This window comes from Curtobacterium sp. PhB130 (genome assembly GCF_003755165.1).
GTDB lineage: Bacteria > Actinomycetota > Actinomycetes > Actinomycetales > Microbacteriaceae > Curtobacterium.
The window spans coordinates 158,015-176,764 of sequence record NZ_RKII01000006.1; the positions used below are offsets into that span (position 1 = coordinate 158,015).

Here is an 18,750-nt window from a genome sequence, read left to right on the forward strand (position 1 = left end):
TGGAGGCTCGGTGCGGGTCCGCCACGGGCCTCCCGTCCGGTGCACGGTCCGGACCAGGGCCCCGCTAGAGCTCCGCGACCGCGACCGGGGCGCCGAGCAGGCGGACGGCGACGGCGTCGCCGGTGACGCGGCGGTCACCGACGTCGTGCTGCACCGTGACGATCGTGTCGTCGTCGAGGCGGACCGTGGTCCGCCGGATCGATCCGAGGAAGCTCGACGAGACGACGGTGCCGGTGACCCCGTCGTCGGCGAAGGCGACGTCCTCGGGTCGGACGTAGGCGAGCACCGGACCGTCCGACGCCGCACGGTCGAGCGCGGGGACGCGGAACCCGTACACGAACACGTCCCCGCCACGCAGGTCCCCGCGGAGCCGGTTCGACTGCCCGACGAAGTCCGCCGTGAACGCGGAGGACGGCGAGCGGTAGAGCTCCTCGGGCGTCCCGATCTGCTCGACGTTCCCCGCGTTCATCACGGCGATCCGGTCGGAGACGGCGAGCGCTTCCTCCTGGTCGTGGGTGACGAACACCGTGGTGATCCCGAGGTCCGACTGGATGCGGCGGATCTCCTCCCGGAGGGACACCCGCACCTTCGCGTCGAGGGCGGAGAGCGGCTCGTCGAGCAGCAGGACGCGCGGGCGGGTCACGAGCGCCCGGGCGAGGGCGACGCGCTGCTGCTGGCCACCGGAGAGCTGGTGCGGGAACCGGTCGGCGAAGTCGGCGAGGTGCACCAGGTCGAGCGCGTCGACGACACGGGTCTTCCGTTCGGCTGCCGGCACGCGGCGCATCTCGAGGCCGAACGCGACGTTCTGCCGCACCGTCATGTGCGGGAAGAGCGAGTACTGCTGGAACACCATCCCCATGTCCCGCTTGTTCGCGGGGACGCTCGCGACGTCGACCCCGTCGATGCGGATGGCGCCGGTGTCGACGGCCTCGAGCCCGGCGAGCGCCCGGAGCGCGGTCGTCTTGCCGCAGCCGGACGGGCCGAGGAGCGAGAGGAACTCGCCGGGTTCGATGCGGAGCGAGAGGCCGGTCAGGGCGCGGTGGGTTCCGTAGCGCTTCTCGACGGCCTCGAGTTCGACGGTGGTGGTCATGCGGACTCCTTGGGGTGCCGGCGGGTACCGATCCGGCCGATGGCGACGAGCAGCAGGAAGCCGAACGCCAGTGCGCCGAGCGAGAAGACCGCCGCGACGTAGGGGTCGGTCTGCTGGACGAGCACGAGTGCCGTCTGGAACGTCGTGCGGGAGAGGAACGATGCGAGGGTGTACTCGCCGAGGACGACCGTGATGGTGAGGAAGCAGGCGGCGGTGATCCCACGGCGGAGGTTCGGGAGCAGCACCCGCCAGGTGAGCGTCCACCACGACGCTCCGAGCGACCGGGCGGCCTCGGACAGCGTGGTCATGTCGGTCGCGGTGATGGCCGCGGCGATGGGCCGGAAGGCGAAGGGGAGCGCCACGATCCCGACGGCGAACGCGAGGGTCCAGGCGCCGGAGCCGAGGAGCCGCGACACCACCTGGTACACGGGGACGAAGCCGACGACGAGCACCACGGCGGGGACGGTGATCGGCACGATGCAGACGAACTCCAGGAGTCGCCGGAGCCTCGGGTACCGCAGCGCCGTGATGACCTGCGCGGGGAGCAGCACCAGCAGGACGATCCCCACGGTGATCAGGGCGATCACGAGCGAGGCGCCGAGACCGTCGAAGACCGGCTGGTACGTCGCCCGGTTGACGGGATCGGCGATCGCCGCGTAGTGCGCCGTGGTGAGCGTCCCCGACGTCCCCTGGCGGAACGTGAACTGCAGGAGCGCGGCGATCGGGACCGCGAACACCACGCCGACCACGACGAGGACGACGGCGGCCGTGCCCCGGGACGGGGCGGCGCCGAAGCGTGCTGCGGTGGGCCGGGCCGGACGTGGGCCGACCTGCGGGTGGCGGGTCGAGCCTCCCGTCCCGCTCATCGCTGCCACCTGGCGGCGCGACGCTGCAGCAGTGAGTACGCACCCATCACGACCGCCATCACGACGACCATGCCGAGGGCGAGCACCCCGGCGACGTTCTGCAGTCCGATGATCGTCTCGCTGGTCAGCTGCGCGCGGATCGTCAGCGGGACGATGCCGCCCTGCGAGATGAGGGCGGCGGCGGTCGCGAAGGACGAGAACCCGTTCGCGAACAACAGGAGCAGCGAGCCCCAGAACGCCGGCGCGAGCACGGGGAGCGCGACCCGGCGCCAGTACGTCGCACGACTCGCGCCGAGGGTCGCGGCGGCCTCACCCCACTGGGTCTTCACGCCCTCGAACGCGGGCATGAACGTCAGCACCATGAGGGGCACCTGGAAGTAGACGTACGGGATCACGAGGCCGGGGACCGTGTAGAGGAACGCCCCTCCGGCGTTGATGTCCCAGTGGAAGGTCGCGGCGAGCCAGGCGGTGACGAGCCCCTGCGCGCCGATCGTGGCGATGAAGGCGAAGGCGAGCATCACACCGCCGAACTGCGCGAGGACACTGGCGGCGGAGTCGATCATCGAGCGCACGAACCCATCGGGTCGCAGCGCGGAGAGCGCCCAGCACACGAGCGCTCCGACGACCGCGCCGATCACGGCCGACCCGGCGGAGAGCCCGAACGACGCTCCGAACGCCCGGAGGACGCTCGGGTCCGCGAAGGCCGCGAGGTTCGCGAGCGTCGGGTGTCCGGCCGCGTCGAAGAAGCCACTCCCGACCGCGATCGCGGCGGGGACCGCGAGGAACAGGAGCACGTACGCGGCGAACGGGGTGAGCCCGAGCCACGCGACGCCGCCGCGGCGCCGGACACGGGGTCCGGCGCCGCGACGGGTGGTGGCATCGGTCTGCCCGGCCACGCGCTCCGCGGACTGCTCGCTGGTGACGAGCGTCGCGCCGGGGAGCGTCGCGCCGGCGGTGGTCGCGCCGGGAGCCGATGCGGTGGTCATGCCGGTCAGGAACCCATCGTGGCGGACCACTTGGCGGCGAGCACCTTCGCGGCGGCCGTCACCTGGTCGTCCGAGAGCTCGACGTAGTCCTTCGGTGCACCGCCGGCGGCGTCGAGCGCGTCCTGGTCGACCTTGCCGGACTTCTCCAGCGCTGCCAGCGTCGACGGGAAGGCGCCGGCCTGCAGGTACAGGTTCTGCGCGTCGGCGCCGGCGATGTACTCCTGCCACAGGCGAGCCGCGGCGGGGTGCGGTGCGTCGGCGTTGACGGCCTGCGAGTAGTACGAGCCGAGGGCCTGCCCCTCGGGGACGACCGTCTTCCAGTTCGCGTTCCCGCTGGCGCCGGCTGCCGGGCCCCAGGCGAGGTTGTTGTACGACCACTGGATGACCACCGGGGTCTCACCCGAGGCCACCGTGGCCTGCGTGGGCAGGACGTTCTGGAAGTTGCCGGCCTGCTTGAGCTTGCCGAAGTAGTCGACGCCCTTGGTGATGTCGTCCGCCGAGCCGCCGTTCTCGAGCGCCGCGAGGTACACCGCGGACGCGGCCTGGTTCGCCTGCGTCGGGTCGCCCGCGATCGAGACCTTGCCCTTGTACTCCGAGCCGAGGAGGTCGTTCAGGTCCTTCGGCGCCTTCGTGATCTTCGACGAGTCGTACCCGATCGACATCAGGCCGGTGTAGTCACGCGTCCACGCGCCGTCCGCGTCCTTGAGGTTCGTCGGGATGTCTGCCCAGTTCGCCACCTTGTAGTCCGTCAGCAGGTCGAGGTTCTGCTGCAGCACCGCGTTGCCGAGGTCGAGCACGTCGGGGGCGGTCGACTGGCCCTTCTGCGACTTCACGGCCGCGACCTCGTCCGCGCTCGACCCGTTCGGGTTCGCGGAGTTGACCTTGATGCCGTACTCCTTGGTGAAGCCGTCGATGATCTTGCCGTAGTTGGCCCACGACGGCGGCAGCGCGATGACGTTGAGCTGTCCCTCGGCCTTCGCGGCCTTCACGAGGGCGTCCATGCCGCCGGCGCTCTCGGCGCTCGTCGCGGTCTTCCAGTCGGTGTCGCTGCCGGAGCCGGCGGACGCGGAGCTGGCCGTGGAGCATCCGGCGAGGGTGACGACGGCTGCGGCGGCAAGGGCGAGGCCGGCCAGGGTGCGCTTGTACTGCACGGGGAGGTGCCTTTCGGGTGGCGTTCGGTGTGTGCGGTTCGTGGTGGTGTGCGGTTCGCGGTGGTGTGCGGTTCGCGGTGGTGTGCGGTTCGTGGTGCGGTTCCCGTTCTCGGCGACCGGGCACGGGACGATCGTGGCGGCGGGCGGTATCCGGCTCGTGCTGCGCCGGTGAACGCTGGCGGAACGTCGGGTGCGGTTGTACGTTCGGCTCGTGGAGTTCACGACGACGGTGCTGCAGGCGCGCAAGACCGCGACGGGTCTGCCCGTCCCCGCCGAGGTCATCGACGCGCTCGGCTCCGGCAAGCGCCCGCCCGTCGTGGTGACGCTGAACGGCGGGCACACCTACCGGTCGACGGTCGGGGTCATGAACGAGCAGTTCCTCATCCCGCTGTCCGCCGAGCAGCGCGCCGCGTCCGGGATCGGTGCCGGGGACATCGTCGAGGTCAGGCTCGAGCTCGACACGATGCCGCGGACCGTGGACCTGCCGGAGGACCTGGCGGCAGCGCTGACCGAGGCGGGCGTCCGTGCGGCGTTCGACACGCTCTCGAACTCCCGGCAGCGGGCGCTGGTCGACCCGGTGCTGCAGGCGAAGGCCCCGGAGACCCGGCTCCGTCGCGTCGAGAAGGCCGTGGCGTCCCTGCGCTGAGCGCGCGTGGTGGGTCCTGTGCCGCGTGGTGGGTCCGGTGCCGCGTGGTGGGTCGTGTGGTGCCGCGCGCCGCGTGGTGGGTCGTTTCGCGCGTGGGAAGTGGAATCGCGCGTAGGCAGTCGAGAGTTCCGACCCCCTACGCGCGAAAGCACTTCCCATCGCGCGCGTGATGGGAAGGAAGGCGCTGGCGGGTCAGGCGCCGAACTCGACCAGGACCCTCGGGATCTCCGCGAGGAGCTCGCTCGCCAGGTACCCCATCGGCCCGACCTGCACCGCGAGCCGGTCCCCCGCGGCGGCGTGCACCTGGGTTGCCCAGACCGCTGCCTGTGCGACGTCGGCCCCGCGCGCGAGCAGCCCGGTGATCGCACCCGAGAGCACGTCACCGCTCCCGCTGGTCCCGAGCCCGCCCGCTCCGGTGCCCTTCGCCCACGCCCGCCCGTCCGGCGCGGCGACGACTCCGCCGAGCGACACGACGGCACCGTAGCGCTCGGCGATCTCCGCGGCGTCGGTCAGGTCGTCCGAGCACTCGTGCCCGAGGAGCCGTTCGGCCTCCCCGGAGTTCGGCGTCATCACGAGCCGACCGCGGAGCGGCGCGAGTTCATCGCCCAGGTCGGCAGCGACCCCGAGCGCGAACGCGTCGAGGACCACCAGCGTCTCGTCGCCCACCGCGTCCGCGAGTCCGGCGACGAGGTCCCGGCTGCCCTCCGGCTCGTCGAGCCCGGGCCCGACGAGCACGGCGTCCGCGCTGCCGAGGTCGTCGATCACGGACCGGATCGCGCCGACCGCGACGTGTCCGTCGGCGTCGTCGTCGAGCGGCTGGACGCCGGACTCCGGCAGCGCGACCGCAACGTGCAGGGCGACGCTCCGTGCGACCGCGAGCGTCAACCGTCCCCCGCCGACACGGAGCGCCGCGGTCGCGGAGAGCATCGCCGCTCCAGGGGTCTTGGCCGCGCCGCCGACGACGAGCACCTGGCCGCGGCCGTACTTGCTGCCGCCGACCTCGGGGAGCGCCCACTCGCGCAGCAGGTTCGGCGTGATCATGGTGGGCTCAGCCGGCACGGACGTCGTCCTTCCGTCCGGAGTGCTCGGTGACCGCGGCCTCGGCGTCGTCCTCGAGGTGCTCGACAGCGGAGAACTCGTCGAGCGTCCACGGAGCGCCGACGGCGTCGCGACTGAGTCGCGTGAGCGAGGCGTTGGCGACGGTGTGCTTGCCCGCGAAGTCCATCAGCGCCGGCTCGTCGAGGTCGAGGCACACCGCGACCGCCAGCATCACGACGGCGTCGTGCGCCGCGATCACCAACCGCTGGGGGCCGTCGAGCCGGTCGACGTCAGCGAGCAGCGACCGCAGGCGGAACATCACGTCGACCCAGGACTCACCGCCCGCCGGCCGGTGGTAGTACTTGCCGAGCCACTGCCGCCGGCGTTCCTCGTCCGGGTGGCGGTTCTTGACGCCGGTGAGGGTCAGCAGGTCGAGCACGCCGAGCTCTCGGTCGCGCAGCCGTTCGTCGACACGCTTCGGTGGTTCCGCGAGCCCGCCGGCCTCGAGCGCGATGCCGATCGTCTGCTGCGCCCGGAGGTAGGGGGACACCCACAGGGCGACGGGCACGTCGTCGACCCCGCGGTCCGCGAGCTCCTGCCCGAGCGCGCGTGACTGCGCTTCCCCGAGCGGGCTCAACGGGACGTCGGCATCGCGGTGATCGACCTCGATCACGTCGGCACCGGCTTCGTGGGCCCGGGCGGCGGCGACGTTCGCGGTGGACTCCCCGTGGCGGACGAGCCAGATCTCGGTGACTGCCATGCCGCCACGCTATGCCGCGGCCGCTGTGCCCGTTCGTCGGCTCCGTCACGCGACGGCGAGCCGGGCGCTCGGACCCGGGCGGACCGCGCACGGGAGGCCCGCAGCGCGAAGTCGGTGTGCGAGTGGGGCGGGAGCAAGCAGATCGCGCCACTCCACCCGGACCACCCTTCGGACGCTCGGCACGGTGAGCAGGGCTTCCTGTCGGCGCTTCTCGTCGACGAACGCGTCCGTGGGAGACCGGCCGCCGAGGTAGCGGGGCTGCGAGTACTTCGCGCGACCGTCCATCTCGACGACCACCCCCTGCTCCGGGAACCAGAAGTCCACGAAGAGCCGTCGGCCGTCGACGACGAACTCCTGCTGCAGAACGGCTTCCGGCAGGCCGAGTTCCCGGAACACCACGCGTGCGAACGACTCGGCAGCGGACCCCGACCGGGCATCAGCCAACTCGAGGACGAGTTCAGCGACCCGCCGCCCTCGAGTTCCCGGCGATGACCGGAGCCCTGCTTCGAGTGCCGCGATCGGCGTCCCGAGCCGGAGGGCCGAATCAGCCAGCACCACTCCGGCCCGGACGTTCCCGGTGAGCGCGACGTCGATCACCGTTCGCGGGATGCTCGTCGCAGCGAGTGGGCCGTCCCGGGCGACGTCTTCGGCGCTCAATGGTCTGGTGTGCAGGACCAGGCCGTTGCTCGAGCTGCGGTACCGCGACTTCGGCACGGTCACGTGGACCTGCTCCGGCCACCCGTACAGCGACGACAGCCCGTGCAGCGCCGCCGCGGACGCATGGGACGCGACCGCCGGTTCGCCCAGGCGCGCGAGTCTCGCCCACACGCGGGTGACGTACCGCGTGCGTGGTCCGGCCGCATCCCAGTCGACAGCGCGGACGAAGGCGTTCGGCCCGACCCGGACGAGTCGGTCGGGACCGGGGTGTGTGGTCCGGCGACGCATGGCGGAGCCGGTGCGACCGGCTTCTCGAGCGGGCGTCGCTCTGTGGATCGGGAGTGGCGTTTCCATGTCTCCGAGCGTGCCGAGCCGACCACGCGGACGGCGACCGAACAGCATGTCTGGGGACGAGCCTCCAGCCCGGCGCCCTGTGGAGGACTACCCGTTCGTTCCCATCCCGCCTGTGTTGGAAAGACGAATCGCGCGTAGGCGGTCAGAACTTCCGACCACCTACGCGCGATTCGACCCCCTACGCGCGAAACGACCCACCGAGCCCAGGCCAGCCACCCTGCCCAGCCCTGCCCAGCCCAGCCCACCTCGCGCGATCGCTGCGGCGCCGCACCCACTGCAGGCGACACCGCACCGCGGCACGCGGAGCTGCCACCCCGCGCAACACGACGCCGGACGAGCGCACCCGTGCCCGCCCGGCGTCGCGGTCTATGCCCGCCGCACCCGCAGCGTGACGATCTCGAACGGCCGGAGCGTCAGGACGACGGGTTCCCCCGCGTCCCACGACGCGCCGAGCGGCCGCTCGAGCAGGTCAACCTGCGCGACCGACGCCACGTCGAACCCGAAGTCCACGCCGACGTCGCTCGCGCGACCGCCGAGTCCCTCGTAGAGGCGCACGACGACGTCACCCGAGCGGTCCTCGGCGAGCTTCACGGCCTCGACGAACACCTGCGGCGACGAGACGATCACCAGCGGCGCGACCTCGGTCGACCCGGCCACCGTGCGCACCGGCAGGTTCAGCCGGTACCCGGAGTCGGCCGCGTCGAGCACGGACGCACCGACGCGCAGCACCGTCCGGAACACGTGGTGCCCCTGGTCGGCGTGCGGGTCCGGGAACGTCGGCCCGCGGAGCAGCGACTCGCGGACGAGCGTCGTCGTCCCGCCGTCGGCGCGTGTCGACCGGGTGATGTCGTGGCCGTACGTGGAGTCGTTCGCGACGGCGACACCGAACCCGGGTTCGGCGACGTGCACCCAGCGGTGCGCCGAGGTCTCGAAGCGGGCGAAGTCCCACGAGGTGTTCTGGTGGGTGGGCCGGTCGATGTGGCCGAACTGGATCTCGCTCGAGGCCTGGTCGGCCTTGAGGTCGAGCGGGAACGCCAGCTTGAGCAGCTTCTGCTGTTCGTGCCAGTCCACCTCGGTCTCGACGACGAGCTCCGGCTCCCCCTCGACGGCGGAGTAGCGCGTCGTGACGGTCGAGGATCCGACCGGACGGACGACGACGAGCGCGGAACCCTCGATCGTCACCGAGGTCGCCGACAGCGGGTTCCCGTTCCGCTGGTAGGCGCGGTCGATGTCCCACGCCTCCCACTGGTTCGGGGTGTCCCGGAAGACGGTGTACTCAGCGGCAGCGGCGCCGGGCGCGATCGCGTCGCGGCCGGAGGCCTGCTCCACGAACGACACGACGTGGCCGGCTGCGTCGATGGTCGCGACGACGGCGCCGGTGTCGAACACGAAGTCGTCGCCGTGGCGGACGGGAGGCACGGGTTGCGCCGACGGACCGAGCGAACCACCCATGGGGGTTGCGCCGCCAGCCGTGACCGGCGAGGCGTTGAAGCGCACGACGGTCCCGACCGAGGCGCTCCCGCCGACGGCATCGGACGACGGCGCGTCGAGCACGGACGAGCCAGAGCCCGAGCCCGACCCGGAGCCGGACCCCGAGGCGACCGACGACGACGAGACCCCGGCGAGCGCCGCAGCGCCACCGTTGGCGAGCGCGGTCGTCGCGTTGCCGATGAGCCCCTCGAGGGTGTCCGCGACGAGCCGGTAGTTCTCCTCGGCGTTCTCGTAGACCCAGGCGATCGAGGACCCGGGCAGGATGTCGTGGAACTGCTGCAGGAGGACGGTGTGCCAGGTCTCCTCGAGCTCCTCGTACGGGTAGTCGAGTCCGAGCCGCACAGCAGCGGTCGCCGCCCAGAGCTCGGCCTCGCGGAGCAGGTGCTCGGAGCGACGGTTGCCCTGCTTCGTGCGGATCTGGGACGTGTAGGTCCCGCGGTGGAACTCGAGGTACATCTCCCCGGACCAGACGCCGGGGACGGGGAGCTCCTGCTCGAGCTGTTCGAAGACCTGCGCCGGCGTCCCGAGGTCGACACGCGGGGAGCCGTCGAGGTCGTGCTGCCGGTGCGCCGCGGCGACCATCTCGCGCGTGGGTCCGCCACCGCCGTCGCCGAAACCGTAGAGCAGCATCGAGGTGTTGGCGGTGCCGCGCTCCTTGTTCTGCCGTTCCCCGCGGTGCAGGTCGGCGGGCGAGACGTCGGAGTTGTACGTGTCCGCCGGCGGCAGGTGCGTCAGGATGCGCGAGCCGTCGATGCCCTCCCAGTCGAAGGAGGTGTGCGGGATGACGTTCGTCTCGTTCCACGAGGGCTTCTGCGTGACGAACCACTTCGAGCCGGCGGCCCGGATGATCTGCGGCAGCGCCCCGGTGTAGCCGAACGAGTCGGGGAGCCATGCCTCGGGGGTGTCGATGCCGAACTCCTCGAGGAAGAACCGCTTGCCGGCGACGAACTGCCGCGCCAGGGCTTCACCACCGGGCAGGTTCGTGTCGGACTCCACCCACATGCCACCGACGGGGATCCAGCGCCCCTCGGCGACGCGCTCCTTGATCCGGGCGAAGATCGAGGGGTACTCGTCCCGGATCCACGCGTACTGCTGCGCGGAGGAGCATGCGAAGGTGAAGTCCGGGTCGCGGTCCATCAGGTCGAGGACGTTGGAGAACGTCCGCGCGCACTTCCGCTTCGTCTCACGCACCGGCCAGAGCCACGCGGAGTCGATGTGCGCGTGCCCGACCGCGATCGCCCGGTGCGCTGCACCCGACGCGGGCACGGCGAGCACGGGTCCCAGCACGGAACGGGCGGACGCGGCCGTGCCGGCGACGTCGTCCGGGTCGAGAGCATCCGCGGCGCGCTCGAGCGCCCGCAGGATGTCCGCGCCCCGGGTGCCGTCGGTCGGCAGCTCCGCCATCAGCCCGCGGAGCACCCAGACGTCCTGCTGGAGCTCCCAGACGGTGTCGTCGCGCTCGACGACCTCGAGCGCCGCGAGCTTGTAGATCGGTTCGTCCCCGGCCGTCGAGCGCGACCCGAGCGGCGTCGCGCCCTGGAAGGTGTCCCCACCGATGTCCGGGTTCGCCCCGGCCTCGACGTAGAGCTCGAACGACTCCCCCGGCCCGACGGCGAGCGGCACGCTGTTGTTCCGCGGCTCGATCGCCTTGATCGTGGTGCCGTCCGGCCGGTACGCCAGCCCCTCGGCCTGGAATCCCGGGTGCCGCTTCGTGAACCCGAGGTCGACGAGCAGCTCCGCGGTCGTGCCGTCGGCCGTGCCGAAGTCCTCCGGCACGGTCCCGGTGACCTTGAACCAGGTCGTGCCCCACGGCCGTCCACCCCAGGCGGAGCCGACCGTGAAGGGCGAGAACGTCTGGGTGACGGCGACGTCGAACGGCACCGGTTCGTCCGGGACCTCCCACGCCGACACGGTGACCGGTGCGGAGCGACGGTGCACTGCCGGGTCGATTCGGTCGCGGACGAGGCGGGCGATGCGGGCCTCGACGAGCGGTTCGTCCTGGTGCATGGATTTCCTTTCGAACGGGGTGGAGCTCGGTCAGCCCTTGATGCCACCGGCGAGGGCACTGCCCCCGCCGAGGCCACGGGACACGACCACGTAGAGCGCGATGACGGGCACGGAGTAGAGGATCGAGAAGGCGGCGAGCTGCCCGTAGGCAACGGCGCCGTACTGCCCGAAGAAGTTGAAGATGCTCACCGCGGCGGGCACCTTGTCGGGCGAGAGCAGCAGCACGAAGGGGACGAAGAAGTTCCCCCACGCCTGGATGAACACGAAGATGAACACCACGGCGATGCCCGGACGCATCAGCGGCACGACGATGCGTGTCAGCGTGGTCATCATCGAGGCACCGTCGGTCCACGCCGCTTCCTCGAGGGAGATCGGCACGGAGTCCATGAAGTTCTTCGCCATCCAGATCGCCATCGGCAGCGACGTCGCGGCGAGGAAGAAGATGCAGCCCCACACGTTGTCGATGAGGTTGAGCGAGACGAACAGGCTGTAGACCGGCACCATCATCGCGGTGATCGGCAGGCAGGTCCCGAACAGGATCCCGTACAGGAACGGCTTGTTGACGCGCATCTTGTAGCGGGACAGCGGGTACGCGGCGAGCAGGGCGACGACCACGGTGATGAGCGCGCAGCCGCCGGAGAGCAGCAGGCTGTTCGCGAGCGGGATGAACGCCAGCTCCGGCGTGAGCACCTTCGTGAAGTTGTCGAGCGTGAAGTGCGTCGGCACCTTCACCGACAGCGAGGCGTTCGAGTCGACCGAGGCGAGCACGAGCCACAGCAGCGGCACGGCGAAGCAGATCGCCACGATGAGCAGCACGATGTTCGACACCCAGCGCATGGTCCGCCCGCGGGGGGAGGTCATGTGCAGCGAGCCGGGTGCGGTCACGGAGCGGGTGGTCGTCGTGTCGGGTCGAGCAGCGGTGATCGCCATCAGTCCACCTCCGGCTTGAGCGCCCGGATGTAGACGATCGAGAAGAGCGCCCCCACCACGAGCAGGATGGTCGCGATCGCCGTCCCGAAGCCGAGCTGCGAGAACTTGAACGCCTCCTGGTACGCCAGGATCGGCAGGGTCGACGAGTCCGTTCCCGGACCGCCGGCCGTCATCACGTAGATGAGCGTGAACACCGACAGCGTCTGCAGCGTCGTCAGCATCAGGTTGGTGGAGATGGAGCGGCGGATCACCGGCAGCGTGATGTACACGAGTCGCTGCCATCCGGTGGCACCGTCGACCTCCGCCGATTCGGTGATCTCCTCCGGGACCTCTTGTACGGCGGCGGAGTACACGAGCATCGAGAACGCGGTACCGCGCCAGATGTTCGCCATGATGATGCTCAGCATCGGGAGCGCGTAGAGCCAGTTCGGCCCGCTGATCCCGATGAGTCCGAGGAACGAGTTCAGCGTCCCCTTGTCGTTGAAGAAGGCGTACGCGGCGAACGCGGCGACGATCTCCGGCAGGACCCAGGCGGCGACGACGAAGGTGCCGACGAGCCCGCGGATGACCCGGTTCGCGTTCCGCATGAGGAGCGCGAGCCCGAGGCCGACGACGTTCTGTCCGACGACGGCCGAGGCGATGAGGAAGACGAGCGTCAGCACGACGGACTTCGGGAAGTCCTTGTCCTGGAACAGGTCGACGTAGTTCTTGAAGCCGATGAACTCCTGGTTCGCGGCTCCGGCGCCGGTCAGCGCCGAGTTCGTGAACGACCCGTAGAAGGACGAGATCACGGGGCCGAGCAGGAAGATGACGAGGAGGACCACCGCGGGGAGGAGCGGGACCGCTCGTCCCATGTTCCGCAGCGGACGCCGCTTGCGCGGCACGGGTGGGTCGGTGCGCTTGGGCGCACCGGGCGCCGACAGCGTCGGCGCGATCGGGGTGCTGGTCATGCGGGTGCCGCCTTCATGGGGTGCTGACGGATCTGAACAGGGGAAGGGCGGACGGGAGGCTCGGCGCACGACGTGTGTCGAGCCTCCCGTCCGTCATGTGGTCACGTCAGCGGACGTTGACCGTCTTGTCCTTGCCGACCACCCCGATGAGGGATTGGTCGTACGTCGCAGCCGCCTGTTTCGGCGTCTGCTGTCCGGTCATCACCGATTCCATGGCGACCTGGATGGCGTTCGAGATCTGCGAGTAGTCACTCGTCGCCGGGCGGAAGTTCGTGTGTTCCACGAGCCCGGAGAAGAACTTGAACGTCGGGTTGGAGGCGTCGTACTTCGGGTCCTCGGAGACGTCCTTGCGGACCGCGATCTGCGAGTTCTCGATGTCGTACTTCATCGAGCCGTCCTTGTTCAGGAACGTCGAGATGAAGTCGAACGCGGCCTGCGGGTTCTTCGAGTTCTTGCCCACCGCGAGCGTCCAGCCACCGGACATGCTGTTGTAGCCGGGAGCCTGGCCGTTCTGCGTCGGCATCGGTGCCTGGCCCATCACCTTGGACCAGTCGGCCCACGGCGCGGTGCCGGACTTCAGCCACGTCCCGGACTGCCACGATCCGTCGAGGTCGATCGCGAGCTGCCCCTTCGGGAGCCAGGTCTGCGCGATCGTCGTGCCGACGTTGGTGTCCAGCGCCTGCTGCGGTGTCGGGCCGAGACCGCCCTGGTACACGTCCTTGACGAACTGCAGCGAGTCCTGGAACTGCTTCGAACCGGTGACCCACTTGCCGTTCTTGTAGAGCGTGTTGCCCTTGCCGTCCGCCCCGTAGAGGAGCATCTCGAAGCCCTGCATCGTCGAGGCTTCACCCTGCGGCTTGCCCGAGTAGACGTTGAACGGGATCACGTCGGGCTTCTTCGCCTTGATGGTCTTCGCCGCGGCGAGGACGTCGTCCCAGGTCTTCGGCTGCCACGGGACGGGCAGGCCGACCTCCTTGAAGATGTCCTTGTTGTACCAGAGGGCACGGGTGTCGGTGCCCATCGGGACGCCGTAGATCTTGCCGTCGTCGCCCTGACCCGCCTGCTTGGCGTTGTCGTAGAACTGGTTCCACTCCTTCCACTTCGCCGTGTACTTGTCGAGCGGCAGGAGGTAGCCGGCCTCGGCATCCGCCTTCACGAGGAAGGTGTCTTCGTACATGACGTCGGGAGCGGTCGCGGGCGCCTTGTTCATCAGCGCGAGCTTCGTGTAGTAGTCGTTCTCCTGCGCCTGGATCGGCACGAGGGTGACCTTGACGCCCGGGTGTTCCTTCTCGTAGGTCTTCTTGACGACCTTCATCTGGGCGTCGAGCTGCTGGAAGGATCCGAACTTCTGGTACGCGATCTTGATCGTGTCACTCGAGGCGGACCCCGAGCTCGAGCAGCCTGCCAGACCGAGTGCAGCCACTGCGACGGCTGCGAGTCCGGCGATGATTCGGGTGCGTTTCATCGGTGCTCCTTTGCACGGGTGATGTCGCGGGCTTCATCGCTCGCGGCGCGCAGTTAGTCCACCGTATTGACTTAATTCTTGTCAAGAGGATCTCCTGGATTGACCACGAGTTCGTGATGCGAGATCCGGGAGACGCTAGATGCGGGTCGCGCCACCCCGCACGGTGATGCCGCCGGAGGCCGGGACGTCGACGAGCAGGATGCTCGGACGGCCGACGTGGCGACCCTGCCGGATCACGATGCGGTCCCCGTCGTGGGCGCGCCCGATCGCACGGAGGTATGCGCCCGTCGACGCCGCTGCGGACCCGGTCGCGGGGTCCTCGGTGATGCGGCCGGCCGGGAAGAGGTTGCGCGCCTCGTACTCCCCCGGCGCCGTCGGGTGCAGGACGGTGACGGTCCCGGCCCAGCCCCGCTCACGCTTGAGTTCGGCGAGCGCCGACGGGTCGAACCGGAACTGGTGGAAGAGGTCCTCGTCCGCCAGCACCAGCACCGGGTGCCAGTTGCCCGCGAACGACTCCAGCACCGGGTACCCCTCGGCGATGTCGTCGGTGGTCAGTCCGAGGAGCGCGAACAGCCGGGTCGCGTCGAACTCCCGCGAGTCCGGTTCGACGCTCGTCATCGCCACCTGCACGGCTCCGTCCGCGCCGACGGTCGCGTCGAGGGCGATGTCCCCGGCGGCCGTCGCGAAGGTGCGCGCGCCCGGGCCGTCACGCTCGGCGAGCACCACCGCGAGGGCGATCGTCGCGTGCCCGCAGAACGGGACTTCGGCGGCCGGGGAGAAGTACCGCACGCTGGTCGTCCGGTCGGTCGTGCCGGTGACGAAGGCGGTCTCGGGGTAGCCGACCTCCCGTGCGATGCGGAGCATCTCCGCGTCGCTCAGCGTCGACGCGTCGAGCACGATCCCGGCGGGGTTGCCGCCACCCGGCTCGGCAGCGAACGCGGTGTACCGGAGGACCTCGACCATGCTCCCGACGCTACCGGAGTGCGCGTCGCCGCTTCGCGGGCCAGTCCGCTGCAGGTGGCTCGCCTACGGGTCGTACCGCGCCCCGCGCTCGTCCGAGGGCAGCACGACGAACACCAGCAGGACGAAGTTCCCGAAGGGGACGAGGTACAGCAGGACCCACCATCCGGACCGGTTCGTGTCGTGGAGCCGCCTGGCAGCGATCGCGATCCAGGGCAGCAGCGCCGCGAGGCCGATCACCGCGAACACCCCGAGGGCGATCTGCGCGATCGGCGGCAGTGACGTGAACAACCACACCCACACCGGGAAGGGGTCGAAGTGCTCCAGGGCGTGTTCGACCGAGGGCGGCGGCAGCGGCGGCGTGGACAGGACCATCGAGAAGAGCCCGATGGCGTAGACCACGTTCACCGCACCGGCGATGACCACCCACCAGAGCGCCCACCACCAGAACTCGGCGCGGGCCGCCCGTCCGCGGAAGGTGGTGTACCCGCGCCAGAAGCGCGGGAACGAGGCGGGGAAGGTGGCCTGGTGCCAGGGTGTCCCGACCGGTGGTTCCGTCGTGCTCATGCTCCCCTGCTACCGGTCGCACCTGAGCGATCGTCGGGCTGGCGGGCTTGAGGACCCGGCCCGGAGGGCGGGGTCGGGGCAGGGGCCGAGCCGCGGTCGAGTGCGCAGACGTTGCGCGCGAAGGGCCGCCAGAGGACGTCTACTGCGCACTCGTCGCGGCCGTGGGCCGGCGGACGGCGGACGGGCGGACCGGCGGACCGGCGGACCGGCGGACGGGAGGCTCGGTGCCAGCCGGCACCGCGCCTCCCGTCCGCCGACTGCCTACGCGGCGCTGACGCGGCGGCGGCGTGCGACGAGGACGCCGGCGCCGGATGCGAGCAGCAGCAGCGCGGCGGCGATGCCGCCGGACAGGTCGGCGCCCGTGAAGGCGAGCTCGTCCGTCGCCGGGTCGATCGTGATCGTCGTCCAGCCGATGACGCTGCCGTCCGCCGCCGTGACCACGAGTCGGTGCGAGCCGGCCGGAGCCTCCGCGGGGATCGTCGCGCGGACCGTGCCGTCGGCGGCGACCGTCACCGTGCCGAACAGCGTCGGGGTGGAGAACAGCCACACGTGCACCCGGTCGCCGGCGTGCTGCGTGCCGACGCCGATCGTGATCGTCGCACCCGCTCGGGCGCTCGACGGGGCCGTGAGCGAGCCGCGGTTCGCGTCGGTCAGGGACGACTCCGTCGGCGCGATCGGTGCGCTGTCACCGACCGGAGCCGGGGCCGGTGTCGGCGTCGTTGACGGCGTCGGCGTCGTTCCGGTTCCCGGCGTCGTGCCCGGGTCCGTCGGCGTGGTGCTGCCGTCGCCCGGGGTCGTCCCGGGATCCGTCGGGTCGGTGCCCGGGTCGGTCGGGTCCGTCGGGTCCGTGCCGGGATCGGTGGGGTCCGTGGGGTCGGTGGGGCCCGTGCCGGGGTCGGTCGGGTCGGTGCCGCCGTCGTCCGTGCCCGGGTACGTGCCCGTCCGCAGGGAGAAGCCGTCGGTGTCGTTGTCGTCCGCGTAGAACGTCGCACGAACGCCGTCGACGCTGGCGTCCGCGATCGCGAAGCCCTCGTTGGCGAGGGCTCGGTCGGCGTTCGCCGGAGCCTCGTAGACGGTGTCGAGCGTGAACACGCCGTCCGTGATCGTGTACAGCGCGGTGCGGCCGGCGCAGGCGTCGTCGCAGACGACCCAGAGCGCGTCGAGGGTCGGGTCGAACTGCAGGTCCGCGACCACCGCGAACGGCGAGGCGATCGTCGCGATGCGCTGGAACGAGCCGTCGTCCATGAGGGCGTACGCGTACGTGCTCGCGGTGCCCTCGACCCCGACGAAGAACAGTCCGGCGCCGTGTCCGGCGTAGCGCGACGGCGTGTACGCAGCGCCGGTGTGCTGGTCCGTGAAGCCGTGGGCGGTGAGCCACGCGTCCGGGATCCAGGTCACGCCCTCGAGCCCGGAGTTCGCGCCGAGGCCGGGGAAGTCCGCCGCGAGGTTCCACTCGTCCGTGGCGTTCAGCGTCCGCTCCGAGCCGTCCGTCGTCGCGAAGCGCAGGACCGATGGGCGGCTCGTCGACGAGACGTCGTTGTTCCGCTCCGTGGAGACGTAGACCGTTCCGGGGTCGTCGGAGGTCACGGTGACGCCCTCGGCGTCGGGCGTGCCCGCCCCGTCCGCGTAGTGCAGCGTCGTCCCGGCGGCGTTGGAGGGCGCCCACCCGCCCGTGCCGTCGGACACCATGCGGTACAGCAGACCGTCACCGTTCTGGACGCCCCAGAGCACGCCGCCGCCGACCGCGGTGGAGGACGACTGCCAGTCCAGGCCACTGAGGTCCCCGGAGAAGGTGTCCTCGTCGTCGAGCACGGTCTCGTCGGGGCTGCCCGGCCACGCCTCGGCCGTGACGACGCCGGCGAAGGTGTTCGCCGCACCCTTCGTGGGCGCGGAGGTCTCGGCGAAGTCACCGGTGCCGTCGGGGTTCCGCCCGTACGTGGTCGCCGCGTGCGCGGTCCACGAGTACGCGTCGACCGCGGTGCCGTTCGGGTCGTACAGGCGAACGGAGTCCGCCTTGCCGAGCCCGAAGCCGAGCGCGGCCTCCTCGATGACGGAGAACCCGCCCGCGCCGACCGTCGTCCCGGCCGGGATGGCGTACGCGTGGTCGTCCTCGCTGTCCTTCACGACGTAGCCGCCGAGGTCCACCGCGGTGCTGCCCGTGTTCACGAGCTCCACCCAGTCGCCGGGGACACCGTCCTGCGACTCGACCTCGTTGATGCGGATCGGTGAGGAGCAGTCGTTCGCGGCGCCCTTGGTCGAGCCCGTGGTGTCGACCAGCGGGCCGGTGCCGTCCGGGCAGCGCCCCCAGGTGACGTCGGCCTTCGTGGTCCAGTCGTACTGCAGGACGAGCGCGCCCGAGGCGTCGTACACGCGCGCGGAGTCGGCGTCACCGAGACCGAAGTCGAAGCCGGGCTTGCCGTCCTCGGGCTGGTCGATGACGAAGTACCCGCCGGCAGCGATGGTCGAACCGGCCGGCAGGACGTACTGCGCGTGGGTGTCGTCGCTGTCCAGGAACCGGTAACCGCTCAGGTCGATCGCCGTGGCGGACGTGTTCTCGAGCTCGACCCAGTCGGTGTCGTCGCCGTTCGTCTCGACCTCGTTGATGACGAGGCCGTCCGGGGCGGCAGCCGTGACGACAGCGGTGGTCGCGGCGGCAGCGGTGCTGCCGGTCGTCGCGGCGACCGCGGGGGTGCTGGCGAGCACGCCGGCGGCGAGCACGGCACACGTCGCGGCGACGGCGCCGAGGCGCAGGGCTGGGGAGGGCATGCAGGTTCCTTCGAGCAGGACGGCGGGGACCTGCACGACTGTTCAGCACCCGGGCGTCCGGCTGGT

General features: G+C 70.9%; 15 protein-coding genes. 1 reads left to right on the plus strand and 14 read right to left on the minus strand.

Annotation, left to right across the window (positions count from 1 at the left end; all coding sequences use genetic code 11):
• Positions 1 to 64: 64 nt before the first annotated feature.
• Genes EDF24_RS00865 through EDF24_RS00880 form a run of 4 tightly spaced genes read right to left on the minus strand, consistent with a single transcriptional unit; the run spans position 65 to position 4,093 of the window.
• A complete protein-coding gene (locus tag EDF24_RS00865; RefSeq protein WP_123700829.1) occupies positions 65 to 1,090 on the minus strand; it encodes an ABC transporter ATP-binding protein in 1,026 nt (341 codons plus the stop codon).
• Positions 1,087 to 1,956: an ABC transporter permease gene (locus EDF24_RS00870; protein WP_123700830.1), complete on the minus strand. Its 870-nt coding sequence runs from the start codon at positions 1,954 to 1,956 to the stop codon at positions 1,087 to 1,089. The genes EDF24_RS00865 and EDF24_RS00870 overlap by 4 nt, the downstream gene beginning before the upstream one ends.
• Complete coding sequence (locus tag EDF24_RS00875; protein ID WP_123701407.1) at positions 1,953 to 2,942, minus strand: ABC transporter permease subunit; 990 nt, start codon at positions 2,940 to 2,942, stop codon at positions 1,953 to 1,955. Before EDF24_RS00875 ends, EDF24_RS00870 begins: the two co-directional genes overlap by 4 nt.
• Positions 2,943 to 2,947: 5 nt before the next feature.
• On the minus strand, positions 2,948 to 4,093 hold the full coding sequence (locus EDF24_RS00880) for an ABC transporter substrate-binding protein (protein ID WP_123656384.1): 1,146 nt from the start codon (positions 4,091 to 4,093) through the stop codon (positions 2,948 to 2,950).
• 211 nt (positions 4,094 to 4,304) lie between these two features.
• Here EDF24_RS00880 and EDF24_RS00885 point away from each other — a divergent pair, with 211 nt between their 5' ends.
• Positions 4,305 to 4,739 (plus strand): YdeI/OmpD-associated family protein, encoded by a 435-nt coding sequence (locus tag EDF24_RS00885; protein WP_123656358.1) that lies wholly within the window; start codon positions 4,305 to 4,307, stop codon positions 4,737 to 4,739.
• A 192-nt stretch (positions 4,740 to 4,931) separates the two neighbouring features.
• On the opposite strand, the gene EDF24_RS00890 is transcribed toward EDF24_RS00885, so the two are convergent.
• The 10 genes from EDF24_RS00890 to EDF24_RS00935 form a co-directional block, all read right to left on the minus strand.
• On the minus strand, positions 4,932 to 5,780 hold the full coding sequence (locus EDF24_RS00890; protein ID WP_123700831.1) for an NAD(P)H-hydrate dehydratase: 849 nt from the start codon (positions 5,778 to 5,780) through the stop codon (positions 4,932 to 4,934).
• Positions 5,781 to 5,787: 7 nt separating this feature from the next.
• Positions 5,788 to 6,537 carry a histidine phosphatase family protein gene (locus tag EDF24_RS00895; RefSeq protein ID WP_123700832.1) on the minus strand — a complete coding sequence of 250 codons (750 nt, stop codon included), beginning with the start codon at positions 6,535 to 6,537 and terminating at the stop codon, positions 5,788 to 5,790.
• 45 nt (positions 6,538 to 6,582) lie between these two features.
• A complete protein-coding gene (locus EDF24_RS00900) occupies positions 6,583 to 7,548 on the minus strand; it encodes a hypothetical protein (RefSeq protein WP_148070766.1) in 966 nt (321 codons plus the stop codon).
• A 366-nt stretch (positions 7,549 to 7,914) separates the two neighbouring features.
• Complete coding sequence (locus tag EDF24_RS00905) at positions 7,915 to 11,046, minus strand: glycoside hydrolase family 38 C-terminal domain-containing protein (RefSeq protein ID WP_123700834.1); 3,132 nt, start codon at positions 11,044 to 11,046, stop codon at positions 7,915 to 7,917.
• A 30-nt stretch (positions 11,047 to 11,076) separates the two neighbouring features.
• Complete coding sequence (locus EDF24_RS00910) at positions 11,077 to 11,976, minus strand: carbohydrate ABC transporter permease (RefSeq protein WP_123700835.1); 900 nt, start codon at positions 11,974 to 11,976, stop codon at positions 11,077 to 11,079.
• Entirely contained in the window at positions 11,976 to 12,926 is a 951-nt protein-coding gene (locus EDF24_RS00915) for a carbohydrate ABC transporter permease (protein ID WP_123656364.1), read from the minus strand. The genes EDF24_RS00910 and EDF24_RS00915 overlap by 1 nt, the downstream gene beginning before the upstream one ends.
• A gap of 106 nt (positions 12,927 to 13,032) precedes the next feature.
• The gene (locus EDF24_RS00920; RefSeq protein ID WP_123656365.1) at positions 13,033 to 14,391 is read right to left on the minus strand and encodes an extracellular solute-binding protein; all 1,359 of its coding nucleotides are present in this window, start codon (positions 14,389 to 14,391) and stop codon (positions 13,033 to 13,035) included.
• Between the two features lie 135 nt (positions 14,392 to 14,526).
• The gene (locus tag EDF24_RS00925; RefSeq protein ID WP_123700836.1) at positions 14,527 to 15,354 is read right to left on the minus strand and encodes a PhzF family phenazine biosynthesis protein; all 828 of its coding nucleotides are present in this window, start codon (positions 15,352 to 15,354) and stop codon (positions 14,527 to 14,529) included.
• A 63-nt stretch (positions 15,355 to 15,417) separates the two neighbouring features.
• A complete protein-coding gene (locus tag EDF24_RS00930; RefSeq protein ID WP_123700837.1) occupies positions 15,418 to 15,918 on the minus strand; it encodes a DUF805 domain-containing protein in 501 nt (166 codons plus the stop codon).
• 261 nt (positions 15,919 to 16,179) lie between these two features.
• On the minus strand, positions 16,180 to 18,684 hold the full coding sequence (locus EDF24_RS00935) for a lamin tail domain-containing protein (RefSeq protein WP_123700838.1): 2,505 nt from the start codon (positions 18,682 to 18,684) through the stop codon (positions 16,180 to 16,182).
• Positions 18,685 to 18,750 lie beyond the last annotated feature (66 nt).